22 protein-coding genes and 1 pseudogene are annotated in these 22,263 nt (G+C 64.4%); 9 read left to right on the top strand and 14 right to left on the bottom strand.

Annotated elements, in window-relative coordinates; genetic code table 11:
- Positions 1-63: 63 nt before the first annotated feature.
- Entirely contained in the window at positions 64-552 is a 489-nt protein-coding gene (locus J2X76_RS08755) for an NUDIX domain-containing protein (protein ID WP_310215045.1), read from the top strand.
- Between the two features lie 211 nt (positions 553-763).
- Here J2X76_RS08755 and J2X76_RS08750 read toward each other — a convergent pair whose 3' ends face one another.
- Complete coding sequence (locus J2X76_RS08750; RefSeq protein ID WP_310215043.1) at positions 764-1,753, bottom strand: glutathione S-transferase family protein; 990 nt, start codon at positions 1,751-1,753, stop codon at positions 764-766.
- 266 nt (positions 1,754-2,019) lie between these two features.
- Here J2X76_RS08750 and J2X76_RS08745 point away from each other — a divergent pair, with 266 nt between their 5' ends.
- A complete protein-coding gene (locus J2X76_RS08745; RefSeq protein ID WP_113128400.1) occupies positions 2,020-2,538 on the top strand; it encodes a GNAT family N-acetyltransferase in 519 nt (172 codons plus the stop codon).
- 76 nt (positions 2,539-2,614) lie between these two features.
- Positions 2,615-3,928: an MFS transporter gene (locus tag J2X76_RS08740; RefSeq protein WP_310215041.1), complete on the top strand. Its 1,314-nt coding sequence runs from the start codon at positions 2,615-2,617 to the stop codon at positions 3,926-3,928.
- 12 nt (positions 3,929-3,940) lie between these two features.
- Here the strand turns inward: J2X76_RS08740 and J2X76_RS08735 are convergent, their stop codons facing one another.
- From J2X76_RS08735 to J2X76_RS08710, 6 genes are all read right to left on the bottom strand, one after another.
- Positions 3,941-4,360 (bottom strand): GNAT family N-acetyltransferase, encoded by a 420-nt coding sequence (locus J2X76_RS08735; protein ID WP_310215039.1) that lies wholly within the window; start codon positions 4,358-4,360, stop codon positions 3,941-3,943.
- A gap of 41 nt (positions 4,361-4,401) precedes the next feature.
- Positions 4,402-4,818 (bottom strand): N-acetyltransferase, encoded by a 417-nt coding sequence (locus tag J2X76_RS08730; RefSeq protein WP_113128402.1) that lies wholly within the window; start codon positions 4,816-4,818, stop codon positions 4,402-4,404.
- A 3-nt stretch (positions 4,819-4,821) separates the two neighbouring features.
- Complete coding sequence (locus tag J2X76_RS08725) at positions 4,822-6,888, bottom strand: hypothetical protein (protein WP_310215034.1); 2,067 nt, start codon at positions 6,886-6,888, stop codon at positions 4,822-4,824.
- A gap of 196 nt (positions 6,889-7,084) precedes the next feature.
- Positions 7,085-9,925 carry a DUF4159 domain-containing protein gene (locus J2X76_RS08720; RefSeq protein WP_310215031.1) on the bottom strand — a complete coding sequence of 947 codons (2,841 nt, stop codon included), beginning with the start codon at positions 9,923-9,925 and terminating at the stop codon, positions 7,085-7,087.
- Positions 9,922-10,845, bottom strand: a complete 924-nt coding sequence (locus J2X76_RS08715) for a DUF58 domain-containing protein (RefSeq protein ID WP_113128406.1) — start codon at positions 10,843-10,845, stop codon at positions 9,922-9,924. The genes J2X76_RS08720 and J2X76_RS08715 overlap by 4 nt, the downstream gene beginning before the upstream one ends.
- A 28-nt stretch (positions 10,846-10,873) precedes the next feature.
- Positions 10,874-11,887, bottom strand: a complete 1,014-nt coding sequence (locus tag J2X76_RS08710; RefSeq protein WP_310215029.1) for a MoxR family ATPase — start codon at positions 11,885-11,887, stop codon at positions 10,874-10,876.
- Positions 11,888-12,089: 202 nt separating this feature from the next.
- On the opposite strand from J2X76_RS08710, the gene J2X76_RS08705 reads away from it, so the two are divergent.
- From J2X76_RS08705 to J2X76_RS08695, 3 genes are read left to right on the top strand one after another with little or no spacing between them, the layout of a single operon-like run.
- The gene (locus J2X76_RS08705) at positions 12,090-12,713 is read left to right on the top strand and encodes a DUF1285 domain-containing protein (RefSeq protein ID WP_310215024.1); all 624 of its coding nucleotides are present in this window, start codon (positions 12,090-12,092) and stop codon (positions 12,711-12,713) included.
- A complete protein-coding gene (locus tag J2X76_RS08700) occupies positions 12,710-13,345 on the top strand; it encodes a CoA pyrophosphatase (protein ID WP_113128409.1) in 636 nt (211 codons plus the stop codon). The genes J2X76_RS08705 and J2X76_RS08700 overlap by 4 nt, the downstream gene beginning before the upstream one ends.
- Complete coding sequence (locus tag J2X76_RS08695; RefSeq protein WP_310215020.1) at positions 13,342-14,616, top strand: CCA tRNA nucleotidyltransferase; 1,275 nt, start codon at positions 13,342-13,344, stop codon at positions 14,614-14,616. Before J2X76_RS08700 ends, J2X76_RS08695 begins: the two co-directional genes overlap by 4 nt.
- Before the next feature lie 113 nt (positions 14,617-14,729).
- Here the strand turns inward: J2X76_RS08695 and J2X76_RS08690 are convergent, their stop codons facing one another.
- The 3 genes from J2X76_RS08690 to hemF form a co-directional block, all read right to left on the bottom strand.
- Positions 14,730-14,921, bottom strand: a complete 192-nt coding sequence (locus J2X76_RS08690) for a DUF1059 domain-containing protein (RefSeq protein ID WP_105400492.1) — start codon at positions 14,919-14,921, stop codon at positions 14,730-14,732.
- Between the two features lie 105 nt (positions 14,922-15,026).
- Complete coding sequence (locus J2X76_RS08685; protein ID WP_113128411.1) at positions 15,027-15,293, bottom strand: hypothetical protein; 267 nt, start codon at positions 15,291-15,293, stop codon at positions 15,027-15,029.
- A 127-nt stretch (positions 15,294-15,420) separates the two neighbouring features.
- Positions 15,421-16,335 (bottom strand): oxygen-dependent coproporphyrinogen oxidase, encoded by a 915-nt coding sequence (hemF, locus tag J2X76_RS08680; protein ID WP_113282647.1) that lies wholly within the window; start codon positions 16,333-16,335, stop codon positions 15,421-15,423.
- A gap of 175 nt (positions 16,336-16,510) precedes the next feature.
- Between hemF and J2X76_RS08675 the strand changes: the two genes are divergently transcribed.
- Positions 16,511-16,768, top strand: coding sequence for a hypothetical protein (locus tag J2X76_RS08675; RefSeq protein WP_113128413.1), 258 nt, complete (start codon positions 16,511-16,513; stop codon positions 16,766-16,768).
- 9 nt (positions 16,769-16,777) lie between these two features.
- On the opposite strand, the gene J2X76_RS08670 is transcribed toward J2X76_RS08675, so the two are convergent.
- The 3 genes and pseudogenes from J2X76_RS08670 to soxR form a co-directional block, all read right to left on the bottom strand.
- Positions 16,778-17,278, bottom strand: a complete 501-nt coding sequence (locus J2X76_RS08670) for a hypothetical protein (RefSeq protein ID WP_310215013.1) — start codon at positions 17,276-17,278, stop codon at positions 16,778-16,780.
- A gap of 82 nt (positions 17,279-17,360) precedes the next feature.
- Positions 17,361-17,593 (bottom strand): annotated as a pseudogene (locus J2X76_RS08665) (addiction module antidote protein).
- Between the two features lie 142 nt (positions 17,594-17,735).
- Complete coding sequence (gene soxR, locus J2X76_RS08660) at positions 17,736-18,215, bottom strand: redox-sensitive transcriptional activator SoxR (protein WP_310215011.1); 480 nt, start codon at positions 18,213-18,215, stop codon at positions 17,736-17,738.
- A gap of 72 nt (positions 18,216-18,287) precedes the next feature.
- Here soxR and J2X76_RS08655 point away from each other — a divergent pair, with 72 nt between their 5' ends.
- Positions 18,288-19,529, top strand: a complete 1,242-nt coding sequence (locus tag J2X76_RS08655; protein WP_310215009.1) for an MFS transporter — start codon at positions 18,288-18,290, stop codon at positions 19,527-19,529.
- An 11-nt stretch (positions 19,530-19,540) separates the two neighbouring features.
- Here J2X76_RS08655 and J2X76_RS08650 read toward each other — a convergent pair whose 3' ends face one another.
- Positions 19,541-20,014: a tRNA (cytidine(34)-2'-O)-methyltransferase gene (locus J2X76_RS08650; protein ID WP_310215007.1), complete on the bottom strand. Its 474-nt coding sequence runs from the start codon at positions 20,012-20,014 to the stop codon at positions 19,541-19,543.
- A 381-nt stretch (positions 20,015-20,395) separates the two neighbouring features.
- Between J2X76_RS08650 and J2X76_RS08645 the strand changes: the two genes are divergently transcribed.
- The gene (locus J2X76_RS08645; protein WP_310215005.1) at positions 20,396-22,252 is read left to right on the top strand and encodes an ABC transporter ATP-binding protein; all 1,857 of its coding nucleotides are present in this window, start codon (positions 20,396-20,398) and stop codon (positions 22,250-22,252) included.
- Positions 22,253-22,263 lie beyond the last annotated feature (11 nt).

Below are 22,263 nucleotides of genomic sequence, written 5' to 3'. Positions count from 1 at the left end.
CGCACACATAACGCATGAACGTGAGAATCGTTATCGATTTTCTGGCGGCTCCCGGAGTTATGAATGAGCGGGCAGGGCGCGCCTGAAATACGCGGGCTCCGTACCCGGATCGTCGTGTGGTTCCTGCACCGCTTCTTCATGATGACGCGCGGCATGACGCTTGGCGTGCGCGCTGCCTGTTTCGACCGCGAGGGCCGCATATTCCTCGTCCGCCACACCTATGTGCCCGGCTGGTACATGCCGGGTGGCGGGGTCGAACGCGGGGAAACGGCGCTCGACGCGTTGCGCAAGGAATTGCGCGAGGAAGGCAATCTGGAGATTGTCGGCGGAACCGAGCTTTTCCACGCCTATTACAACCGCAACGCCAGCCGGCGTGACCATGTGCTGATGTATCGGGTGACGGTGGAGCAGACCGCGCCGCGCGTGCCGGACCGGGAGATCGCCGAAAGCGGGTTCTTTGCGCTGGACGCGCTGCCGCAGGACACGACCGCGGCGACGCTGAGGCGGCTGAAGGAACTGAGTGGAGAGGCGGAGAGGGCGGATTACTGGTGAGGGGGTGTGTTGAGGCGTTGAGCAAGGGCTGCCCCTCATCCGCCCTGCCGGGCACCTTCTCCCCGTTCTGACGGGGAGAAGGACAGATGCCGCGCTGTTCTTCGCCGACCTCAAGCTTTGGTTTTGGAGGCAGGGAGCGCGCCACTTGCGTCCTTCTCGCCGCGTGCGGGGAGAAGGTGCCGGCAGGCGGAGGAGGGGCGGATGCGTCAAATCAAGCCGCCCGTTTCACCTTCTCCCGCCCATGTGGCGCATCGAGATCGAAGATCGGGCCGGCGGGGACGATGCCGGTCGGGTTGATGGTCTTGTGGCTCTCATAATAGTGGTGCTTGATGTGGAACAGGTTGCAGGTCCCAGCAATGCCTGGTTGCTGATAGAGATCAGCAAGATAGCCGGACAGGTTCGGGTAATCCGCGATGCGGCGGATGTTGCACTTGAAGTGGCCGACATAGACCGGGTCGAAGCGTAAGAGCGTGGTGAACAGCCGCCAGTCGGCCTCGGTCGTCGTGTCGCCGAACAGGTAGCGGCTGCCGGCGAGGCGTTTTTCCAGCATGTCCAATGTCTCGAACAGGCGGGTGACGGCACCCTCGTAGGCGTCCTGGGCGGTGGCGAAACCGGCCTTGTAGACGCCGTTGTTGACGGTGTCGTAGATGACCTTGTTGAGTTCGTCGATCTCACCGCGCAGCGGTTCGGGATAGAAATCAACCGTCGAGCCGGTCAGCCCGTCGAAGGCGCTGTTCATCATGCGGATGATTTCCGAACTCTCGTTCGATACGATCGTATTCTGATGTTTGTCCCAGAGAACCGGCACGGTGACGCGGCCGGAATAGTTCGGGTCCGCCTTGAGGTAGACCTGGTAAAGATAGTCCGAGCCGAACAGGTGGTCGCCGGTGGCGCCGTCGCGTTTCTTGAACTCCCAGCCGTTCTCCAGCATCAAGTAATCGACGACCGAGACCGAGATCAGGTCTTCGAGCTTCTTCAGCTTGCGGAAGATCAGGGTGCGGTGCGCCCAGGGACAGGCATAGGAGACGTAGAGGTGATAACGCCCGGCCTCCGCCTTGAAACCTTGCCTGCCGGAGGGACCGGTTGAGCCGTCGGCAGTCACCCAGTTGCGGAACTGCGATTCGGCCCTTTTGAAATGGCCCTTGGTTTCCTCGGTGTCGTACCAGACGTCCTGCCACTTTCCTTCGACGAGCCTGCCCATGGCGATCTCCTTGGAGTTTCCTTGAGGCCATAGATACGGCACCGACCCGCGAATGCGAGACAGGATTTTATGAACGCTGTGTTTTTGCGTTGGACGAGCTGAAAATTTCCTGCTAGGTCGCTTTTCACATTTTTTCGGGATACCAACTTTCAATGACCGAAGTACGGGCACTGCGACGACGCTGATCATCGACCAAGACGCCGAGCAAAGGCGTCATCGATATCCCTTGTCCTTTCCGCTCTTTATCCTACGGCTTCGGTACCCCTATGTCCCAGCACAACGTTCTCTACAAGCACGACCTCGTTTACCTCACGGAAGACTCGTCCCATGACGAGGTCATCGAACTTATCAACGCGGAAGCCTTCGGCCCCGGCCGGCATACCCGTGCCGCCGCCCGCATCCGCGAGCAGGGGCCGCATGACCGCGCGCTTTCCTTCGTCTGCGCCGACGATGGCGAAACTATCGCCTCGGTCAGGATGACGCCGGTTCTGGCCGGCACGGTGAAGGGCCATCTGCTCGGGCCGCTTGCGGTGCGGCCGTCGCACAAGAACCAGGGCATCGGCCGCGAACTGGTGCGGATCGCCATCGAGGCGGCGAAACGCAAGGGTTCCGAAGCGGTGATCCTGGTCGGCGACCCGCCCTATTACGGCCCGCTCGGCTTCGAGAAGGTCGCCTATAACGCGCTGGAGTTCCCGGGCCCCGTCGATCCCGGCCGGGTTCTGGTCGTGCCGATCGGCGAGGACGTCCATCCGCGTCTGAAAGGCGTCATCGGCTGGCGCGAATAGGCCAATTCCTCTAATCCTTTCGAGGATCGGTCGGCCATGCCGGCCGAACGATTCGGATAGCGCGAGGGACAGGCCGATGGCAGCAATCACCATGGACGAGGCGCTCGACCGCGCCGGGGCAGGCACCTATCAGCGGCGGCTGATGGGCATTTTCGGCCTCGTCTGGACGGCTGACGCCATGCAGGTCCTGGCGGTCGGCTTCACCGCAGCCTCGATCGCGGCGACCTTCGGCCTCACCGTGCCGCAGGCGCTGCAGACCGGGACCGCGTTTTTCCTCGGCATGCTTCTCGGCGCGCTCGGTTTCGGCAGGCTCGCCGACCGGATCGGCCGCCGGCGCGTGTTGATCGTCACCGTCGCTTGCGACGCGGTGTTCGGCACGCTGTCGATCTTCGCGCCCGATTTCACCATCCTGCTTCTGCTGCGGTTCCTCACGGGCGCGGCTGTCGGCGGTACGCTGCCGGTCGATTATGCGATGATGGCTGAATTCCTGCCGGCCAGGAACCGCGGGCGCTGGCTGGTCCTGCTCGAAGGCTTCTGGGCGGTCGGAACGCTGATCGTGGCACTCGCCGCCTGGGCCGCGAGCCTTGCCGGCGTCGCGGATGCCTGGCGCTATATCTTCGCGGTCACCGCCATCCCGGCCGTCGCCGGCATCGGCCTGCGTTTTCTGGTGCCGGAATCGCCGCTCTACCTGCTGCGCTCCGGCCGCGCCGAGGAGGCCAAGGCGATCGTCGACCGGATACTCGCCGTCAACGGCCATCGGCCGCTCGGCGCCGATACGAGCCTCGTCCAGCCGCAGCCGGTCGCGGCGACCGGCATCTTTTCAGGGGAACTGCGCCAGCGCAGCATCATGATCCTGGCGATCTGGTTCTTCGTCTCGGTCTCCTACTATGGCGTCTTCACCTGGATGCCCGCGAAGCTTGCCGGCGAGGGCTTTGGTTTCGTGCGCGGCTACGGTTTCCTGGTTCTGGTCGCCATCGCCCAGATCCCGGGTTACGCGCTCGCGGCTTACGGGGTCGAAAAATGGGGCCGCAAGCCGACGCTGATCGGCTTTTGCCTGCTTTCGGCCCTCGGCTGCCTGATGTTCGTCGTCGCGCCCAGCGCCACGCTGGTCGGCGCTGCGCTGCTGATCATGAGCTTTGCGCTGCTCGGCACCTGGGGTGCGCTTTATGCCTATACGCCGGAGCTCTATCCGACGGCGTCGCGCGCTACCGGCATGGGTGCGGCCGGCGCCATGGCACGCCTCGGCGGGCTGCTGGCGCCCTCGCTGGTCGGTTATGTCGTTGTGCAGGGGCTCGGGCTGACGATCGGCATCTTTGCCGGCCTGCTGGTGATCGCGGCGATTGCCGCCACGATGATCAATGCGGAAACGCGTCAGGTTTCTCTCGCCTGAGATCGCGGAAAGTCAGAAGCGCTTTTGCAGCCATGTTACCGAATGGCCTCCTTCGAGGCCTTTCAGACTGCCGATCTCGGTATAACCCTGCTTGAGATAAAGCTTGAGGGCCGCCGGGTTCATGGTGTCGATATAGGCGCCGATCGCGCCGCGGGCGTGGGCTTCGGCCTCGGCCATGTCGAGCATGCGGGCTGCGAGGCCGCGGCCTCGCAGGGCATCCGGAATGTAAAGCATCGAAACATAGAGCCAGCCCCGGCCCGTATAGCCGGTCAACCCGCCGATGAGATTGCCGCCCTCGTCCCGCAGCGGCACTGCCAGTTCCTGCCGGTTGCTCGGGCCGAAGGCCATGACGTTGTGGGTCCTCAGCCGTTCGAGGATAAAATCCTCCTCGTCGGCGCTCATGCCCTCGGTCAGTGTCAGGTCGATATCCATGCGGCGATTCTTCGTCCCCATTTTCGGAGCGAATGGATAGGCTACAGAGCTTTCCTGAGGAAGGTGCGGGTGCGCCCCTTCGGAAACTCGGGCAGTTCGCCGAAAATCTCGTAACCCTGGCGCATGTAGGCCTTGCGGGCGACCGGGCTGAAGGTGTCGATCCAGGCGCCGTGGCAGCCGCGGGCGCGGGCTTCCTCCTCGGCTTGGGCCAGCAGCTTGCCGGCCATGCCTTCACCCCGCAACGCGTCGGGGATGAACAGCCATTGGGTGAAGAGCCAGCCCCAGGCGGTATAGCCCGAAAGCCCGCCGATCACCTTGTCCTCGGCGTCGCGGATCAGAACGGCGAGCGGCTTGCGCTCGGATGGGCCGACATCCGCGTCGTTGAAGGCGGTCAGGCCTTCGCCGATTGCGGCCAGCTCCTCGGGCAAGGGCGAGGCGGTTATGTCAAGCTGCGTCATTCCTCAGCGCCCCTCGCGCCACCACATCGCCGCGACCGCAAAGAGCAGGGCGGACAAGCCGGCGAAACCGGCAAACAGCGGCAGCGTGTTGATGCCGCGCAGCACCGTCTCGTCGGTGAGGCGGATGACCATGCGGTCGCGATCGTTGACGCGTACTTCGCCGCGCACCGGCAGAATATCCGGCAGCGAAATGCCGTCTCCCGATGCGACGCGGGTCACGAGGCCACGGGTCTTGTCCGCATAGGGTTTCAGCGTCGCCTCGGTCGAGATCATCGCCTTGAATTCCGGCGCGTCGACGGTGCCGACATGCACCAGTGTCGAGAACTGGCCGTTGGTGACCTCGAACAGGCCGGTCTCCTCCATGCGGCGTTCCACGCGGTACTGGCCGGGGCCGGCCGCCGTCATCGGCACGGTCTCTGTGCGGCCGGAGGGGTATTTGATCGTCGCCGGGCCGGGATCGTCGCCGATCGTCTGGCGGGTGGCTTCCAGCGTGCGGCCGACGGCACGGGCGGTCAGCGCCTCTTCCTCGAGCTCCGGTTCCTTCATCAGCCAGTGGGCGATGCGGCGATAGAGCGACACATGCGGGCCGCCGCCTTCGAAACCGCGGGCCCACAGCCAGCCCTGGTCGGAGAGCAGCATGGCGACGCGGCCTTCGCCCTGGCGGTTGAGCACGAGCAGGGGACGGTCTCCGTCGCCTTCCATGACAGTCTGGCCCTGCGGCGTATCGACATCGATAGTGCGGAACCAGCGGCCCCAGGCGGGCGGGTTGGCGTTGGAGCCGTCGAGCCCGCGGGTCACCGGATGCTTTTCGCCCTCCGGCGAGAGGTGCGGATAGAAGGCGGCGCTGTGGACCTCGCCGGTCGGTGCGGCTGGCAGGACCTGTTCGAGCGGCGTGGACGCGATCGAATCCTCGCCGGCATGCTCGGGACCGGCGGCGATCAAGAGCGCGCCGCCATTGTTCACGTATTGGGCGATGTAATCGTAATAGAGGATCGGCAGTACGCCGCGGTGCTTGTAGCGGTCGAAGATGATCAGGTCGAAATCCTTGATCTTCTCGACGAACAGTTCGCGGGTCGGGAAGGCGATCAGCGACAGTTCGTTGATCGGCGTGCCGTCCTGCTTTTCCGGCGGCCGCAGGATGGTGAAGTGGACGAGGTCGACCGAGGCATCTGATTTCAACAGGTTGCGCCAGGCACGTTCGCCGGCATGCGGTTCGCCGGAGACGAGCAGCACGCGCAGGTTCTGGCGGATACCGTCGATGACGTGGACGGCACGGTTGTTGGCGGTCGTTACTTCGCCCGGAAGCTCGGCGACCGAAAATTCCATGACGTTGTTGCCGCCGCGCGGAACCGTGAAGGAGAAGGGCGTCTCCTGGCCGGGCGTGGCGCGCAGCGTCGCGGTCTGCTGGCCGTTCATGCGCACGGTGACCTGGGCAGTGCCGCCGCCAGTGCGGCCGTCGTCGAACACCCGCAGCGTCAGTTCCTGCTCCTCGCCGACGATGCCAAAGCGTGGGGCGCGGACGACCTCGACACGGCGATCGAACTCGTCCGGCTTGCCGGTGATCAGGCCGTGGACGGGGGCGTTGAAGCCGAGGTCCTGGTTGATCCCGGGCAGGTCGTGGATCTGGCCGTCGGTCAGGAAAACCGCACCGCCGATGCGGGCGGGGGGCACGTCGGAGATGGCCGAGCGCAGGGCGGTGAACAGCTTGGTGGAGGGCGTATCGGACTCGCCGTCGTCATTGACCTCGACAACGCGGGTCTCGATGCGCGGGTAGCGGGAGAAACGGTCCTCAAGGCTGGCGAGCGCCTGGTCGGTCTGTTGCTTGCGCTGGGCGGTATCCTGGCTCTGCGAGCGGTCGACGATGATCGGCACCACGGTCGAAAGCTGGTCGCGATCCTCCTGCAGCAGCGTCGGGTTGGCGAGCGCCAGAAGCAGCGCCGCCAGCGCCAGCGTGCGCAGGGTGGCGCCGCGAATGCCGCGCCAGAAGGCGAGGCCGGCGAGGATCAAGGCGAAGACGCCAAGCGCAGCAAGGATCGGCCAGGAGAAGAAGGGTGCGAATTCGATGGTCATGAGGGTTTCCCTCTATGGGCCAGGAGCGTTGCGCAAGGTTCGCCCCTCACCCCGCCTCCGCTTCGCTCGGCGCACCCTCTCCCCGCAGGCGGGGCGAGGGGGAACGGCGACGGTGCGGCATATCCCTTCTCCCCGCGTGCGGGGAGAAGGTGGCGGCAGGCAGATGAGGGGCGATGGACCATGGCGACTTATCCCCTCACTGCCCAAGCCGCTCGAGCAGGGCCGGCACGTGCACCTGGTCGGCCTTATAGTTGCCGGTCAGCATGTACATCATGATGTTGACGCCGGAGCGGTAGGCGTATTCGCGCTGCATCTCGTCCGGGGGGACGGTCGGCAGCACGGCAGCGCCCTGCGAATCCACAGCCCAGGCGCCGGCAAAGTCGTTGCCGGTGATCAGGAGCGGGGTGACGCCGTCGCCGCTCGAGGAAAGCTGGGCGCCGGTGCTCTTCGCTTCCTGCCGTGCCTCGACCCAGAGGGGGCTTCCGGTATAGCGGCCGGGGAAATTGGTGAGCAGGTAGAAGGAGCGGGTCAGCACGTGATCCGTCGGCGTCGGTTCCAGCGGCGGGATGTCGATATTGGCAAGGATCGCCTGCAGCCGCTCGCCGTTCGGCGTGGTGCCGCCGCCATCGAGCGAGGAATACTGGTCGCGGGTATCGAAAAGCACCGTGCCGCCATTGCGCATATAGGCGTCGATACGCGAGATCGCCGCCGGCGAGGGCATCGGCGCGGTAGCGGAGATCGGCCAGTAGATGATCGGGTAGAAGGACAGCTCGTCCTTGGTGATGTCGAGGCCGACCGGGGCGCCGGGTTCGAGCGTCGTGCGGTAGGTGAGGAACTGGCTCAGGCCTTCCAGACCCTGTTCGGAAATACTGTCGACGTCCCGTTCGCCGGTGACGACATAGGCGAGGTGGGTGGTGTCGAGCCGTTCGAGGATCTGTTCGTCGCCGGGTTTGGCGCCGGCGCCGGGCGCCATTTCCTGCGCCTGCGGCTGGCCCGGCAACAAGGCGAAGAGGCCGAAGGCGAGGGCGGTGATCACCGCCGCGGCCCCGCCGGCTGTCCGGCGGCGGCCGGGAACGCGGGAGAAGGCTCCGTTCATGAACAGCACCACGATACTGTCGAGGATCAGCAGCGCGAAGGCGGCTGCAAAGAGCGCCGGGCGCAGCGACACGGCTTCACCGCCCGCAAGGCCTTCGCGGACGATCGGACGGCCGGCGGCGGTCGGGTCGAAGCGGGCGATCACCGTTTTCGGCGCCAGCAGGTTGACGGCGGTGAAACCGTCCTCGGTGCCGTAAAGGCCCGGCGGGTGATCGAAGCTTGCGACCGGCACCTGGTTGGCGGCAATTGCGATAGGCCGCGCCGTGCCGGTCTCGGTGGTCAGGACGCCGTCGGCGGTCAGAAGACGATAGGGGGCGAGCGTCGCGGTGGCTCCCTCGGCGGCAGAGCCGGACGAGGCGGCGCCGCCGGCGCGGGCGAGCTGGACGAGGCGGCGGAGCATTTCGACGAAATTGCCCGATAGCGGCAGGTTCGACCATGTCGCTTCGGCGCTGGTGTGGAAGAGCACGATGCGGCCGGCATCGACTTCCTTTTCGGTGACGAGAGGCGTGCCGTCGGCAAGGCTCGCCCAGGTGCGCTCGGCAAGATCCGGCGTCGGTTCGGCGAGAACCTGGCGGGTGACGGTGATGTCGGCGGCGCGCGGCATGCCGGCGAAGGGCCCAAAACTCGGGAAATCGGCGAGCGACTGCGGCTCGGACCAGGACATGGCGCCGCCGAGTGCCCGTTCGCCCTGGCGCAGGATGACCGGCACCAGCGGATCGTCGGCGGGGGCTGCGGCAAGGCGCGGCCCGGCAAAGCGGATCAGCGTGCCGCCTTGGGCGATCCATCGCTGCAGCGGCGCATAGGTTTCCGCCGGCAGGCGGCCGACATCGGCGAGGATGATCGCTGACGGGTTGCCCTGGAGGATTTGCGGGATGGCGACCGCAAGATCGGCGGTGTTCGGCTGGATGACGTCCGCATAGGGCAAAAGCGCGCGGCTGATGTAATAGAGCGGCTGCAGGAGCGGCTGGAAGTCGCTTCCGCTTTCGCCGGCGAGCAGTGCGATGCGGCGGCGCTTGAAGCCGTCGTCGAGCAGGTGCGCGGCGCCGGCCGTCGCCAGCCCGTCGATGTTCAGCCGCGCGAAATCGTTGCGCAGTTCGAACGGCGAGGCGATCTCGGCGGTGGCGGTTCCCGCGCCTGCGGCAAACTGCAGCGTGCCGGAGGCGAGCGCGCGGCCCTGCGCGTCGAGCGCGTTGACGTTCATCTGCTGCGCCGATGCGGTCGAAAGGCGGGTGGCGGTAACCGTCATGGCGGCGGCATTGTTGACCGCGTCGGTCAGCGCCACGGCGCTGTGCCCGTCGCCTTCGACAAGCCGCATCTCGGCAGGCGAAAGCGCGGCAAACGCCGACATCGCGTCGTTGTCGCTGGCGGCGGCCATGCCGTCGGAAAGGATGGCGAGCGTGCCGGGGCGGGTGCCGTTCATCGCCTCCCTGATCGCCTGGGCGGTGCGTGCGCGGTCAGGAACCAGCGGCCTGGGATTGGCGGCCTTCAGTTTGTCGCGGGCCGCAGCGGCGGTACCGGGTACGGCCTCGTGGCTGGCATTGGCGGTAAAGGTGATCGAAACCGGCACATCGGCGCTTTCGGCATCGTCGATCAGCAGCCTTGCGGTCTGGACGCGGCGTTCCCAGTCGGTGGCAGTCGCCCAGCCGTTGTCGACGACGAGCACCAGCGGCCCGCCGGCATTCAGCGAATTGGCGCGCGGGTTCATCACCGGATCGGCGATGGCGAGGATCACGGCGGCTGCGAGAAGCATGCGTAACAGCGTCAGCCACCACGGGCTTTTCGAGGGCGTTTCCTCGCGCTTCAGCACCGTTGCGAGAATGCGGAGCGGCGGGAAGACTTCCGTTTTCGGGCGTGGCGGGGTGAGCCGCAGCAGCCACCAGATCACCGGCAGCGCGATCAGGCCGAAAAGAATGGCGGGATTGGCGAAAATCAACGCGCTCATGATCGCTCTCCAGCCGGTTTCGGCGCCGGCAGGCCGGAGAGATAACCATGCACGGCGACAAGCGCCTCGGAGGCGAGATGATCGGTCCGGTGGAAGACAAAACTCCAGCCGAGACGGCGCAGCGATTCACCGAGCGCATCGCGGCGGGCGAAATAGGCGCGCTGGTAATCCTCGCGGATCATCTCGGCGCGGCCGGAAACGAGCTTTTCGCCGGTTTCGGGATCGGTGAATTCGGTGCGGCCGGTATAGGGGAAGGTCTCCTCGGCAGGGTCGGCGATCTCGACCACGTGGCCGCGCAGGCCGCGGCGGCCGAGCGGGGCGATGCGCTCCATCACGCGGTCGGCGTCGTCGAGGAAGTCGCCGATCAGCACGATGTCGCTATGGCCGCGGATCATTGCGGTATCCGGCAAGCCGGTGGTCAGCGGCGCGTGCATGATCGAGGCTGCGAGCCGCTCGGCGGCATTGCGGGCCGAGACCGGCTCCATGATGCCCGGGCAGCCGATGCGCTCGCCGGAGCGCGCGAGGATTTCGGCCAGCGCCAGCATCAGCACCAGCGCGCGGCTTTCCTTGGAGGCGATGGCGAGCGTCGACTTGTACATCATCGACGGCGACATGTCGGCCCACAGCCAGACGGTGTGGGCTGCCTCCCATTCGCGGTCGCGGACATAGGTATGGTCGTCTCGGGCGGAACGGCGCCAGTCGATGCGCGACAGGCTTTCGCCCTCCGCGTAAGGGCGGAACTGCCAGAAATTCTCGCCGATGCCGCGCTTGCGGCGCCCGTGCCAGCCGGCGATCACCGTGTTGGCGATACGCTTTGCTTCCACCATGCAATCCGGCACAAGCGTCGCGCGGGCCTGGGCTCGGGAGAGGACTTCGCTACTCGGTGTCTGCTCTACGATCTGGCCAATGGTGGATGCCACGCAGGTTCCTTTCTAAGCCGTCGCAGCCTTAGCCGCGGGCCTGCTTCACCAGGCTGGCGATGACGTCGCGCACCGACATGCCTTCGGCACGGGCGGCAAAGGTCAGCGCCATGCGGTGTTCGAGCACCGGTTCGGCAAGCGCATGGACGTCGTCCAGCGACGGGGCGAGGCGGCCTTCGTAAAGGGCGCGGGCGCGGGCCGTCAGCATCAGCGACTGGCCGGCGCGCGGGCCGGGGCCCCATGCGACGTGCTTGTCGGTGCTGGCATTGCCGTGGCCGGGGCGGGCCGAGCGCACCAGCGATAAGATGGCGTCGACCACCTTGTCGCTCACCGGCATCTGGCGGATGAGGGTCTGGATTTCCTGAAGGCGGGCAGAGTCGATGACGCCGCGCGCCTTGGATTCCGAAAGGCCGGTGGTTTCGAGCAGGATCTGACGCTCGGCGGCCAGTTCCGGATAAAGCACGTCGACCTGCAGCAGGAAGCGGTCGAGCTGCGCTTCGGGCAGCGGATAGGTGCCTTCCTGCTCAAGCGGGTTCTGGGTCGCCAGCACGTGGAAGGGGGCGGGCAGATCGTAACGCTGGCCGGCGACTGTGATGTGGTATTCCTGCATGGACTGCAAGAGCGCCGACTGGGTACGCGGCGAGGCGCGGTTGATTTCGTCGGCCATCAAGAGCTGGGCGAAGACCGGGCCCTTGATGAAGCGGAAGGACCGGCGGCCGGCATCGTCGGTATCCATCACTTCGGAGCCGAGAATATCCGAGGGCATCAGGTCGGGGGTGAACTGGATGCGGTTGGCGCCGAGGCCGAGCACCGTGCCGAGCGTGGTGACGAGCTTGGTCTTGGCAAGGCCGGGAACGCCGACGAGCAGCGCGTGGCCGCCGGAGAGGACAGCCAGCAGCGTGTTTTCGACCACCTTCTCCTGGCCGAAGATCACCTTGGCGATTTCGGTGCGGATGGCGGCGATGTCGGACAGGGCCATTTCGGCGGAGGCGATGATGGCTTTTTCATCGAGGACGGTATCGGTGGAATTCATCAGGCCCATGTCGTTCTCCATGCATCCAGAACCGGCAGGCTTTTCAAGGCCGGACTCGTTCATGTCCCGGCGGCGAATCGCTGCGTCGCAGCATCCGGCTTATCCGATCAAACTTATTCCCCGAAACATGGCTGACAAGCACGTATTGAATGACTATCTCGTGAGGAACAATTGCTTTCGCCAATGCTTACGGACGAACCGGGACTGAAAGATGGCAGCGCAAACGATAAATTCGGCAGCCGATGCCGCAGGCCTTGCGGCCCTGATATCGCGCGCTTCCGAGCAGACGGGTGACGGAAAGCGCGGTTTGCCGCCTGTCGAGCGATGGAATCCGCCCTTTTGCGGCGATATCGACATGGAAATCCGTGCCGACGGCACGTGGTTCTACATGGGCACGCCGATCGGCCGCGCGCCACTCGTGCGGCTGTTTTCGACCGTGCTGCGCAAGGACGAGGATGGCCGGACCTACCTCGTAACACCTGTGGAAAAAGTCGGCATCCGGGTCGTGGACGCACCCTTTCTGGCGGTCGAGATGCAGGTCACGCAGCGTGAGGGCCGCCAGGTGCTCACGTTCAGGACAAATGTCGGTGATGTGGTGGAGGCGGGCCTGCAATCTCCCCTGCGCTTCGAGATTTCAGGCGAGAACCGCGAGCTGAAACCCTATCTCCTGGTGCGCGGCCGGCTGGAGGCGCTGGTCTCGCGCGCGGTGATGTACGATCTCGTGGAACTCGGCGAGGCGATCGTGATAGACGGGGTCTCGATGTTCTCCGTCCGCTCCGGAACGGAGGTCTTTCCCGTGATGCCCGAGGCCGAACTGGACGCCTTATCGCAATGAGTGACTATCCCCTTTTTTCGGCCGGCGATTTCCGCCGCCGGGCGCTGAACCAGAACGGCGGGCCGGTCGATCGGGCCTGGCGCGACCATGGCGACCATCTGCTCAACCCGACGCTGGTCGATTTTGCGGCCGGGCTGAAGCTGAAGGACGCGGCGGTGCTGGTGCCGGTCGTCGACGACGGCGACGAAGCCAAGGTGATCCTGACGCAACGCACCTCGACGATGCGCAAGCATTCCGGCCAGATCGCCTTTCCGGGCGGCGGCATCGATCCGGAAGACCGGTCGCCGGAACAGGCGGCGCTGCGCGAGGCGGAGGAGGAGATCGGCCTCGACCGTTCCTTCGTCGAAACGCTGTCGCGGCTGCCGACCTATTATGCGGCGACAGGCTTTCGTATCACGCCGGTGCTCTCGGTGGTGAGGCGCGGTTTCGAGATCAGGCCCAACCCGGCCGAGGTGGACGAGGTCTTCGAAGTGCCGCTGTCCTTCCTGATGAACGAGGCGAACCACCAGCGCGGCAGCCGCGAATGGGACGGCAAGGAGCGGCATTTCTACGTCATGCCCTATGAGGAACGAAACATCTGGGGCATTACCGCGGGCATTCTGCGCACGCTCTATGAAAGGCTTTATGCATGACTTCCGCCAAGACCGGCGTAGCCGACGAGGCCTGGTTCAAGGACCCGGCGCTGCAGCGCATCCTGACGCTGCTCAATGCCGACGGCGGCGAGGCGCGGGTGGCGGGCGGCGCGGTGCGCAATGCGCTGATGGGGTTTCCCGTCGCCGACATCGATGTCGCGACCACGCTTCGCCCGGAAAAGGTGGTCGAGCGGGCTGTGACGTCCGGTATCAGGGCCGTGCCGACCGGCATCGAGCACGGCACGGTGACGCTGGTCATCGACGGTCATGGTTTCGAGGTGACGACGCTTCGACGCGATGTCGAGACCGACGGCCGACGCGCCAAGGTCGCCTTCGGCACCGACTGGCAGGCGGACGCCGAACGGCGGGACCTGACGATCAACGCGCTCTATGCGGATGCCCGGGGCGAGGTGATCGACCTCGTGAACGGCCTGCCGGATATCGAGACGCGCACCGTCCGCTTCATCGGCGAGGCGGCCGAGCGGATTGCCGAGGATTACCTGCGCATCCTGCGTTTCTTCCGCTTCTTCGCCTACTACGGTTCCGGCCGGCCGGATGCGGAGGGTTTGAGAGCCAGCGCACGGGCCAAGGACAAGCTTTCGACGCTGTCGGCCGAGCGCGTCTGGGCGGAAACCAGGAAGCTGCTGGCGGCCGCCGATCCTTCCCGCGCGCTGCTCTGGATGCGGCAGGCTGGCGTGCTTTCCGAAATACTGCCCGAGACCGAAAAATGGGGTATCGACGGCATCCACGGCCTGGTGGCCGCCGAAAAATCGCTCGGCTGGGCGCCCGACCCGCTTCTGCGGCTGGCGGCGATCGTGCCCCCGGATGCCGAGCGGCTCGATGCGCTCGCCAAGCGGCTCAAAATGTCGAATGCGGAAGCCGCGCGGCTTGCCACCTGGGCAAATGCCCCGGTGCCGCCCGACGAAGTGACGGATGTCGGCTTCGACCGGCTGCTCTATCGCCACGGTGCGGAAGGCCTGATCCTGCGGCTGAGGCTTGCCCTTGCATCCGCGCGGACGGCGGCCGAAGGAGATCCGGCAGCGATGCGCAGATCCGCACGGCTGTCGGTGCTCTTGAAGAGGGCGGAGAGCTACGACAAGCCGGCCTTTCCACTCAGCGGCGCCGATATCGTCGCAGCCGGCGTGCCGGCCGGCAAGCGGGTCGGAGAAATCCTGAAGGAGCTGGAAGACTTCTGGGTGGAGCGCAATTTCGCTCTCGACCGGGCGTCGCTGACCGCCCGGCTGGAGGATATGATCCGCAGCTCGCTTTGACATCAGGCGGCCTGCCGCGCTGACATCAGGCCACTTACCGCTCTGGTATCAAGAGGCACCGGTAAGCCGGACAGAGCGCTTCTAGGCGGAACGGCTACCTTCACGCTCGGTCATCAGGCCGCCTCAGCGCCGTTTTCGTCGCGAATGCGCGCCTTGATGTTCTCGACCATGTTTTCGCGGATGATCTCTTCGCCATGAACCGTGCGGAGATGTTCCACTGCGCGGCGGACCACTTCGGCATCCTCATCGGCTCGTGTATGCCACTGGCAGCCGGGTACAAGCGTACCGCATTCGAACAATCGCATGACATTTCCTCCTGTGGTCGTTGGGGCTGGAGACGGCGGACATCTCCTCATATCCGCCGGCGCCAACTCCGATAACTCGGAAACTGCAACGACCGTTCCAGGCGTTTATTCGGAAAGCGCCCAGGCGTGGAAGACGGAGGCCTGTTCGGCAGCCTTTCCCTGCGCCGGTTCGTCATTGGCAGCCGATACGGCGACGGACTTGCCGGCAAGCTGGCGCTTTACCTGGTCCACATAGAAGGAATGCGGGAGTTCGCCGCCGGTTCTCGCACGCATTTCCGTCGCGAGGCGGTCGATCATTTCAATCGTGTCAATGGACCGGGCGTCCTTGTCCTCAGACGCTTGCGGCATGGGCATGCTATTCTGTGCCATCATGGCGATCCTCCTCCGGTACAACCAAGGGGACGCTACCACCACCGAATCGATTCTGATATCGCATTTGTTAAGGGCGATATATTGGGGCCGGTTTTTACCCGAAAATCGTTAATTTCATGATTTCGATCTAAGGCCACCTTACAACCGGAGGCAGTGACGACAGGATGGACTCGACGTTGCCGCCGGTCTTCAACCCGAAAATCGTGCCCCGGTCGTAGAGCAGGTTGAACTCCACGTAGCGGCCGCGGCGGATCAGTTGCTCGTCGCGATCATGCTCCGTCCACGGCCTGTTGAAATTGGCCCGGACGATTTTCGGATAGACGAGGTTGAACGCGCGTCCGACATCCTGGACGAAGGCGAAATCCGCATCCCAGCCGCCTTTTTCCTCGACGGGATGCAGCCAGTCGAAGAAAATGCCACCGATGCCGCGCGCTTCGTTGCGGTGCTTCAGGAAGAAATAGTCGTCGCACCAGGCCTTGTAGCGATCGTAGTCGGCCACCGCCTCGTGGCGCTTGCAGGTGATTTCCATGACCCGGTGGAAGAGCGTGCTGTCGGGATCCGTCTGGGTGCGCCTGCGGTCGAGAACCGGGGTGAGGTCGGCGCCGCCGCCGAACCACTGGCTCGACGTCACCACCATGCGGGTGTTCATGTGCACGGTCGGCACGTTCGGATTGACCGGATGGGCGATCAGCGAAATGCCCGACGCCCAGAAGCGCGGGTCTTCCTCGGCTCCCGGCATCTGGCTGCGGAAATCGGCGGAAAACTCGCCATGGACGGTCGAGGTGTGGACGCCGACCTTTTCGAAGACGCGGCCCTCCATCATCGACATCCTGCCACCGCCGCCGGCTCCGCCGTCGCGCAGCCAGTCCTTGGGCTTGAAGCGGCCCGGCTCCTGATCGGCGAGGGGGCCGGTCAGCTCGTCCTCGAGGCCTTCCAGCGAAGCGCAGATCGTGTCGCGCAGGCTTTCGAACCAGGCGCGCGCCGTCGCCTTCTTGTCTTCGATGTCCTCGGGCAGCCCCTTTGGCAGTACCGGCCGTTCCATGTCGTTATTCCTCTCGCCATCCCCTTGGCGCGATTCGCATTTTTCCGATCGGAGATTAGCAGTTCTGGCTTTCGCGAACCATTCCATCGGTTGTCGCGGGTGGAAAATGAGACTCGCAAAGCGTGTCGCCGCACACTATCTTTACCCCATAAACAGGTGCTGATCAGAGGCTTTCATGGCAAAGTTCACACCCCCGCCGCTCGACGGGCTGAAACGCAGGATCGACCGCCACCGGCAGGAAAAGGCCGGCGAGCGACAGGGCATGTTCGTGCGGCAGACTTTCGAGCTCTCGCGGGAAGAAGCGCGGCAAAAGGCGCGCGAATGGTTTCACGACTATCCGAAGGCTGCCTACTGGACCGAAGTGGAAAGCTGGCGCCAGCTCGAAGGCGACCGTATCGAATTCACGATGCGCCGGCTGCCGACCGCGGATTGATCCGATCCGTCACTTCGGATCCTCGTAGGTATAGAGCGCGCACATCTCGTCGCTGCTCCTCGGCGGATTTCTCCCCGTAAATACGGCGATCGCGGACATGCCGTTTCCCGATGCCCAGTTCGCGACATAGGTCACGTCGCCCGATCCGCAGAGCTGGTTGCCGTTTTCGAGCTCCGGATCGGCCGGTTCGGCGACGCGGTAGACCGAAGCCGGGACCCGCCTGCCATCGACGCGGAAATTGTCGGCGACAAGGTCGGAGAATTCGAGGATTTCCTCGTTCTCGAAGGTGATGCCGAAATCGTCCAGCCACACATCGCCGGTAACGCTCATCGCCGTCTTGCTGACAGCGGTATAGTGGTCAGCCTCCTGGGCACAGGCTGACGAAGCCATCAGGGCGAGGGCGGCAACGGTCATGGGGCGGCAGAGCAGATTGCGCATCTCGATCCTTTGGGGCAGGGAAATATGAAGCTCGATTGCCGAAACATATGCGATCTCCGATGTTTGGCCCATGGGCTTCGATCGGTTTGACACGTGTTTTTCAAAAGATGCTAAACGGGCGGGAGACGGGTGATCCGCCAGCTGGCGACCGCGCTCAGGCGGCATCCTCCGCCTTGACGAGAACCGGCGTGAGTTCAAGGCCGAGAGCTTTCATCACCTTCAGGATCGTGGCGAATTCCGGGTTTCCTTCACCGCTCAGGGCGGTATAGAGCGCCTTTCGGTTCCCCCCGACATCGCGGGCGAGTTTGCTCATGCCCCGCGCCGCGCGACGATGCCGAGGCATCTCGCGATGAAGGCGGGGTCGCCCTCTTCGAATGCCGCCTTCATGAACTCTTCGATGCCCTCTTCGGTATCCAAATGTTCGGCGATGTCGAACGGATGCGTTTCCAAAGCCATCGGTCGTCCTTCTATTTCCGGGGTGTTGTTCAGCAGGGATGGCGGTCAGCTCAAGCTAAACCTATCCGTGCAATCAATCGGCGTCCACCTGCTCGTCCGCCTCCAGCAGGATGGGCCCGGCACCCTTTTCGCCGAGCATATCCTGCGGGTTCCTCAGCGGGCATTCTTCCATCGAGAGGCAGCCGCAGCCGATGCAGCCGGTCAGGTGGTCGCGCAGCGACGTGAGACTGGCTATCCGTGCGTCGAGCTGGCGTTTCCAGGTTTGCGAAAGGCGTTGCCAGTCCCTTGCCGTCAACGGCCGGTCGTGCGGCAGGACGGAGAGCGCCTCGGCGATATCGGCGAGCGGTATGCCGGTCTTCTGGGCAACCTTGATGACCGCGACCCGGCGCAGCACCACGCGGGGATATCGCCTCTGGTTGCCGCGGTTACGCCAACTCCTGATCAATCCCTTGGTTTCGTAGAAATGCAGCGTCGATACCGCGACGCCGCTGCGCTGCGCCACTTCGCCGACCGTCAATTCCAGCGGCATGCGTCCTTCGGAATCTTTTTTCATTCACCATTGACCTCAATATTGCTTGAGGTTCTATAGCAGAGGCTCCCAGAAAGAAAACCGGAGCCCAGTTCCATGGAGACGAAAAACGCCCTGCCGCCGCTGCCCCGCAGCGTATCGCTCGTTCGGGCCGGCACCCCATCTCCTGCGTCGCATTTTTCCCGCAACATGACCCTTCTGTCGGTCAGCACGCTGACCATCATGTCGGGTGCGACGATCTCGGCCTCCTTGCCCGGGATCGCGGTGCGTTTTGCCGGCCTGCCGAATGTCGAGCTCCTCAGTCGGCTGGTCTTGACGCTGCCGGCCCTGTTCATCGCCGTCTTCGCGCCGGTGGCCGGTCTGGTCATCGATCGCTATGGCCGCAAGCCGCTTCTCATCGTCATGCTGCTGCTTTTCGCAATGGCCGGATGCTCCGGCCTGTTCGCCGACAGTCTTTTCGGCCTGCTGGCCGGCCGTGCGGTACTCGGCATCGCCGTGGGCGGCATCATGACCACCGCGACCGCACTCGTCGGCGACTTCTTTGCCGGCACGGAGCGCGACCGCTACATGGGGTTGCAGCAGGCCTTCGTCGGCGTCGGCGGGACGATCTTCCTGACCGGCGGCGGGTTCATGGCGGAACTCCATTGGCGGGCGCCTTTCCTTATTTATGCGCTCGCCTTCCTGCTCGTGCCGGCCGCGCTGGTGTTCATCCGCGAGCCGGCACGTCCGGCAGCGATACAGACGAGGGCGGCGCCCAACGGCCTCGGCACGCAAGGCAAGCTGCTTCTTCTCGCCCTGCTCATCGGGGCGGTCCTCAACATGGTCGCCTTCTACATGATCCCGACACAGCTTCCCTTCTATCTGAGATCGCTCGGCCTTGAGGCGCCGAGCCTTGCCGGCATGGCCATCGGCCTCGGCCAGCTGGTCGGCATCGCCAGCTCACTGGTCTTTGCCCGTTTCCGGCAGATGCTCGGGGTCATGGGCGTCTTTGCGCTGGCCTTCGGATCGATGGGTGCAGCCTTCGTACTGCTCTCGGTTGCCGAAACATATCCGGGCATCCTGCTTGCGATGGCGGTATCCGGTATCGGCATGGGAACGATCATGCCGAATTTCGCCGGTGCCGCGATGCTGCTTGCATCGCCGGCCCTCAGGGGACGCATTTCCGGCCTGCTGGTGGCAAGCATCTTTACCGGCCAATTCCTGTCGCCGCTCCTCTCCCAACCTTTGATCGCCGTAAAAGGTTACGCTGCGACCTACGGCATGGCCGGCCTCATGCTCTTCGCTTTCGGTTTGCTTGCCGTCAGGCTCAGCCCGCGGCAGCGGGATGCCGCGACATGAGGAAGGGAAGCTCAGGCAAAGCCCGTCTGCCGCAGCGCCTCGCCCGATATCATTGCCGCCGACATGGCGACGTTGATGGAGCGCTGGCCGTTCACCATGGGGATCAGGATGCGGCCGTCGGCGGCCTCATGCACATGGTCCGGCACGCCGGCGCTTTCGCGGCCGAAGAGCAGGATATCGTCCGGCCGGAACGCGAAGCTTGTATAGGGCAGGGCGGCCTTTGTGGAGGCAAGCACGACGCGCCGGCCGTTTTCCTTGCGCCATTCGTCGAAACGCTGCCAGTTGACGTGGCGGGCGAGCGTGACGCTCTCGAGATAGTCCATGCCCGAACGCTTCAGGTTCCGGTCGGAAATGTCGAAGCCGGCCGGCTCGATAATATCGACCGAAAGACCAAGGCAGGCGGCGAGCCTCAGGATCGTGCCGGTATTGCCGGCGATATCCGGCTGATAGAGGGCGATGCGCAGGCCGGAGGAAATGTCGCTCATAGGCGGTCCTTACGGGAAACCGATGTCCCATCTCAAGCCTTTTCCATGCACGGCATGGCTGTGACGATCGTGCAACAAAAAACTCCCGGGTGGCCGGGCGCGGCGATTTGCTCTTTGCAATTTGTGTCCGAAAGGTTAGAAGACTTCTGTAACTCAACGCCTACTCAAGGAGGCCTACATGGATATGACCGTGCTTTCGCGCCTCCACAGCCGAATTATTGTCTTTCTGGCCTAGGCGTTCCGCGGTTTCTCGCAAACTTTTCCTTTCCTGATCCGTTACGCGGCCGACATGCGGCCTCGATACCTCAAGTTTTCGTCGCCCGATTCCGGACGCCTTGCGTGCCGAACCGGCGCGGCAATCCGATTTACGGAGCTTTTTTCATGTTCTCGTGGTTCGAACGGCGCGTTGATCCCTATCCGGACGAAGCGCCCGCACTACCGCCCTCCGGCCTTGCGGCCTTCCTGTGGCACTATACCAAGCCGGTCTGGCCGTGGGTCGTCATCATGTCGACCTGCACGATGTTGATCGCCGTCGGCGAAGTGGCGCTGTTCCAGTTCCTTGGCGATATCGTCGATTGGCTGACCCATGCCGACCGGGCGACCTTCCTGGAAACGGAGGGGCCGAAGCTGTTCTTCATGGCCTTCGTGGTGCTGGTCGGCCTGCCGCTGGTGGCGACGCTTAATTCGCTGATCATGCACCAGATCCTGATGGGCAATTTTCCGATGATCGCCCGCTGGCAGATGCACCGCTTCCTGCTGCGCCATTCGATGACGTTCTTCGCCAACGAGTTCGCCGGTCGCGTCTCGACCAAGGTGATGCAGACATCGCTCGCCATCCGCGAAACGGTGATGAAGGTGCTCGACGTGTTCGTCTATGTCTTCACCTATTTCATCTCGATGATCGCGGTCGTGGCGGCGGCGGACCTGCGTCTTGCGGTGCCGCTCGTTCTCTGGATCGTCTTCTACTCGAGCACCGTCGCCTATTACGTGCCGCGCCTGCGGAAAATCTCGGCGGAACAGGCGGATGCGCGTTCGATGATGACCGGCCGCGTGGTCGACAGCTATACGAACATCGCCACCGTCAAGCTGTTCTCGCATGCCGGCAGGGAAGAGACCTATGCGCGCGACGCCATGGATATCTTCCTGAAGACCGTGCACGCGCAGATGCGCAAGGTGACCGCCTTCCAGGTGCTGGTCTACTTCTACAACTGTGCGGCGCTGTTTGCCGTCGGCGCGCTGTCGATCTGGTTCTGGCTGGACAGCGCCATCTCGATCGGGGCGATCGCGATCGCCATCGGTCTTGCGATGCGCATCAACGGCATGTCGCAATGGGTGATGTGGGAAGTCTCGGCGCTGTTCGAAAACATCGGCACCGTCTATGACGGCATGTCGATGATGACCAAGGCGCATGACGTGATCGACCGGAAGAGCGCTTCGACGCTGACCGCGAAAAAGGGCCATATCCGCTACGACAACGTCCACTTCCACTATGGCAAGGGCAAGGGCGTCATCGAAGGCCTGACGCTCGATATCCCGGCCGGCCAGAAGGTCGGTCTGGTCGGCCGCTCCGGTGCCGGCAAGACGACGCTGATGAACCTGCTGCTGCGCTTCTACGATCTGGAAGGCGGCCGCATCACCATCGACGGCCAGGATATCTCCGGCGTCACGCAGGACAGCCTGCGTTCGCTGATCGGCGTCGTCACCCAGGATACCTCGCTGCTGCACCGATCGATCCGCGACAACATCGCTTACGGCAAGCCGGATGCGAGCGACGCTGACATCATCGAGGCGGCCAAGCGCGCGAATGCCTGGGATTTCATCGACGGGCTTGCCGACCTGCAGGGACGAAAAGGTCTCGATGCGCATGTGGGCGAGCGCGGCGTGAAACTGTCGGGCGGCCAGCGGCAGCGCATCGCGATCGCCCGTGTCTTCCTGAAGGATGCGCCGATCCTGGTGCTCGACGAGGCGACTTCGGCGCTCGACTCTGAAGTCGAGGCAGCGATCCAGGAAAACCTGTTCTCGCTGATGGAAGGAAAGACGGTGATCGCGATCGCGCACCGGCTGTCGACGCTGACCGAAATGGACCGGCTGATCGTGCTCGACCGTGGCCGGATCATCGAGGCCGGCACCCATCGCGAGCTCGTGGCCTCGGGCGGTATCTATGCCGACCTCTGGAACCGCCAGTCCGGCGGCTTCATCGGCCATGACGACGTGATCGAGGAAGAGGCGGCGGAGTAAGCAATGAAAGC

It is taken from the genome of Neorhizobium sp. 2083 (assembly GCF_031455615.1).
Taxonomy (GTDB): Bacteria; Pseudomonadota; Alphaproteobacteria; order Rhizobiales; family Rhizobiaceae; genus Neorhizobium.
Note: the sequence above shows the minus strand (reverse complement) of the source record. Positions and strands in the feature narration are given on the sequence as shown.

Coding starts and splice junctions, on each gene's coding strand:
- J2X76_RS08645 (WP_310215005.1), top strand. CDS start 20,396: ATGTTCTCGTGGTTCGAACGGCGCGTTGATCCCTATCCGGACGAAGCG.
- soxR (WP_310215011.1), bottom strand. CDS start 18,215: ATGAAAAAAGATTCCGAAGGACGCATGCCGCTGGAATTGACGGTCGGC.
- J2X76_RS08725 (WP_310215034.1), bottom strand. CDS start 6,888: ATGACCATCGAATTCGCACCCTTCTTCTCCTGGCCGATCCTTGCTGCG.
- J2X76_RS08700 (WP_113128409.1), top strand. CDS start 12,710: ATGAGTGACTATCCCCTTTTTTCGGCCGGCGATTTCCGCCGCCGGGCG.
- J2X76_RS08750 (WP_310215043.1), bottom strand. CDS start 1,753: ATGGGCAGGCTCGTCGAAGGAAAGTGGCAGGACGTCTGGTACGACACC.
- J2X76_RS08740 (WP_310215041.1), top strand. CDS start 2,615: ATGGCAGCAATCACCATGGACGAGGCGCTCGACCGCGCCGGGGCAGGC.
- J2X76_RS08675 (WP_113128413.1), top strand. CDS start 16,511: ATGGCAAAGTTCACACCCCCGCCGCTCGACGGGCTGAAACGCAGGATC.
- J2X76_RS08690 (WP_105400492.1), bottom strand. CDS start 14,921: ATGCGATTGTTCGAATGCGGTACGCTTGTACCCGGCTGCCAGTGGCAT.
- J2X76_RS08695 (WP_310215020.1), top strand. CDS start 13,342: ATGACTTCCGCCAAGACCGGCGTAGCCGACGAGGCCTGGTTCAAGGAC.
- J2X76_RS08735 (WP_310215039.1), bottom strand. CDS start 4,360: ATGGATATCGACCTGACACTGACCGAGGGCATGAGCGCCGACGAGGAG.
- hemF (WP_113282647.1), bottom strand. CDS start 16,335: ATGGAACGGCCGGTACTGCCAAAGGGGCTGCCCGAGGACATCGAAGAC.
- J2X76_RS08670 (WP_310215013.1), bottom strand. CDS start 17,278: ATGGGCCAAACATCGGAGATCGCATATGTTTCGGCAATCGAGCTTCAT.
- J2X76_RS08650 (WP_310215007.1), bottom strand. CDS start 20,014: ATGAGCGACATTTCCTCCGGCCTGCGCATCGCCCTCTATCAGCCGGAT.
- J2X76_RS08720 (WP_310215031.1), bottom strand. CDS start 9,925: ATGAGCGCGTTGATTTTCGCCAATCCCGCCATTCTTTTCGGCCTGATC.
- J2X76_RS08655 (WP_310215009.1), top strand. CDS start 18,288: ATGGAGACGAAAAACGCCCTGCCGCCGCTGCCCCGCAGCGTATCGCTC.
- J2X76_RS08705 (WP_310215024.1), top strand. CDS start 12,090: ATGGCAGCGCAAACGATAAATTCGGCAGCCGATGCCGCAGGCCTTGCG.
- J2X76_RS08730 (WP_113128402.1), bottom strand. CDS start 4,818: ATGACGCAGCTTGACATAACCGCCTCGCCCTTGCCCGAGGAGCTGGCC.
- J2X76_RS08745 (WP_113128400.1), top strand. CDS start 2,020: ATGTCCCAGCACAACGTTCTCTACAAGCACGACCTCGTTTACCTCACG.
- J2X76_RS08710 (WP_310215029.1), bottom strand. CDS start 11,887: ATGGGCCTGATGAATTCCACCGATACCGTCCTCGATGAAAAAGCCATC.
- J2X76_RS08755 (WP_310215045.1), top strand. CDS start 64: ATGAGCGGGCAGGGCGCGCCTGAAATACGCGGGCTCCGTACCCGGATC.
- J2X76_RS08685 (WP_113128411.1), bottom strand. CDS start 15,293: ATGATGGCACAGAATAGCATGCCCATGCCGCAAGCGTCTGAGGACAAG.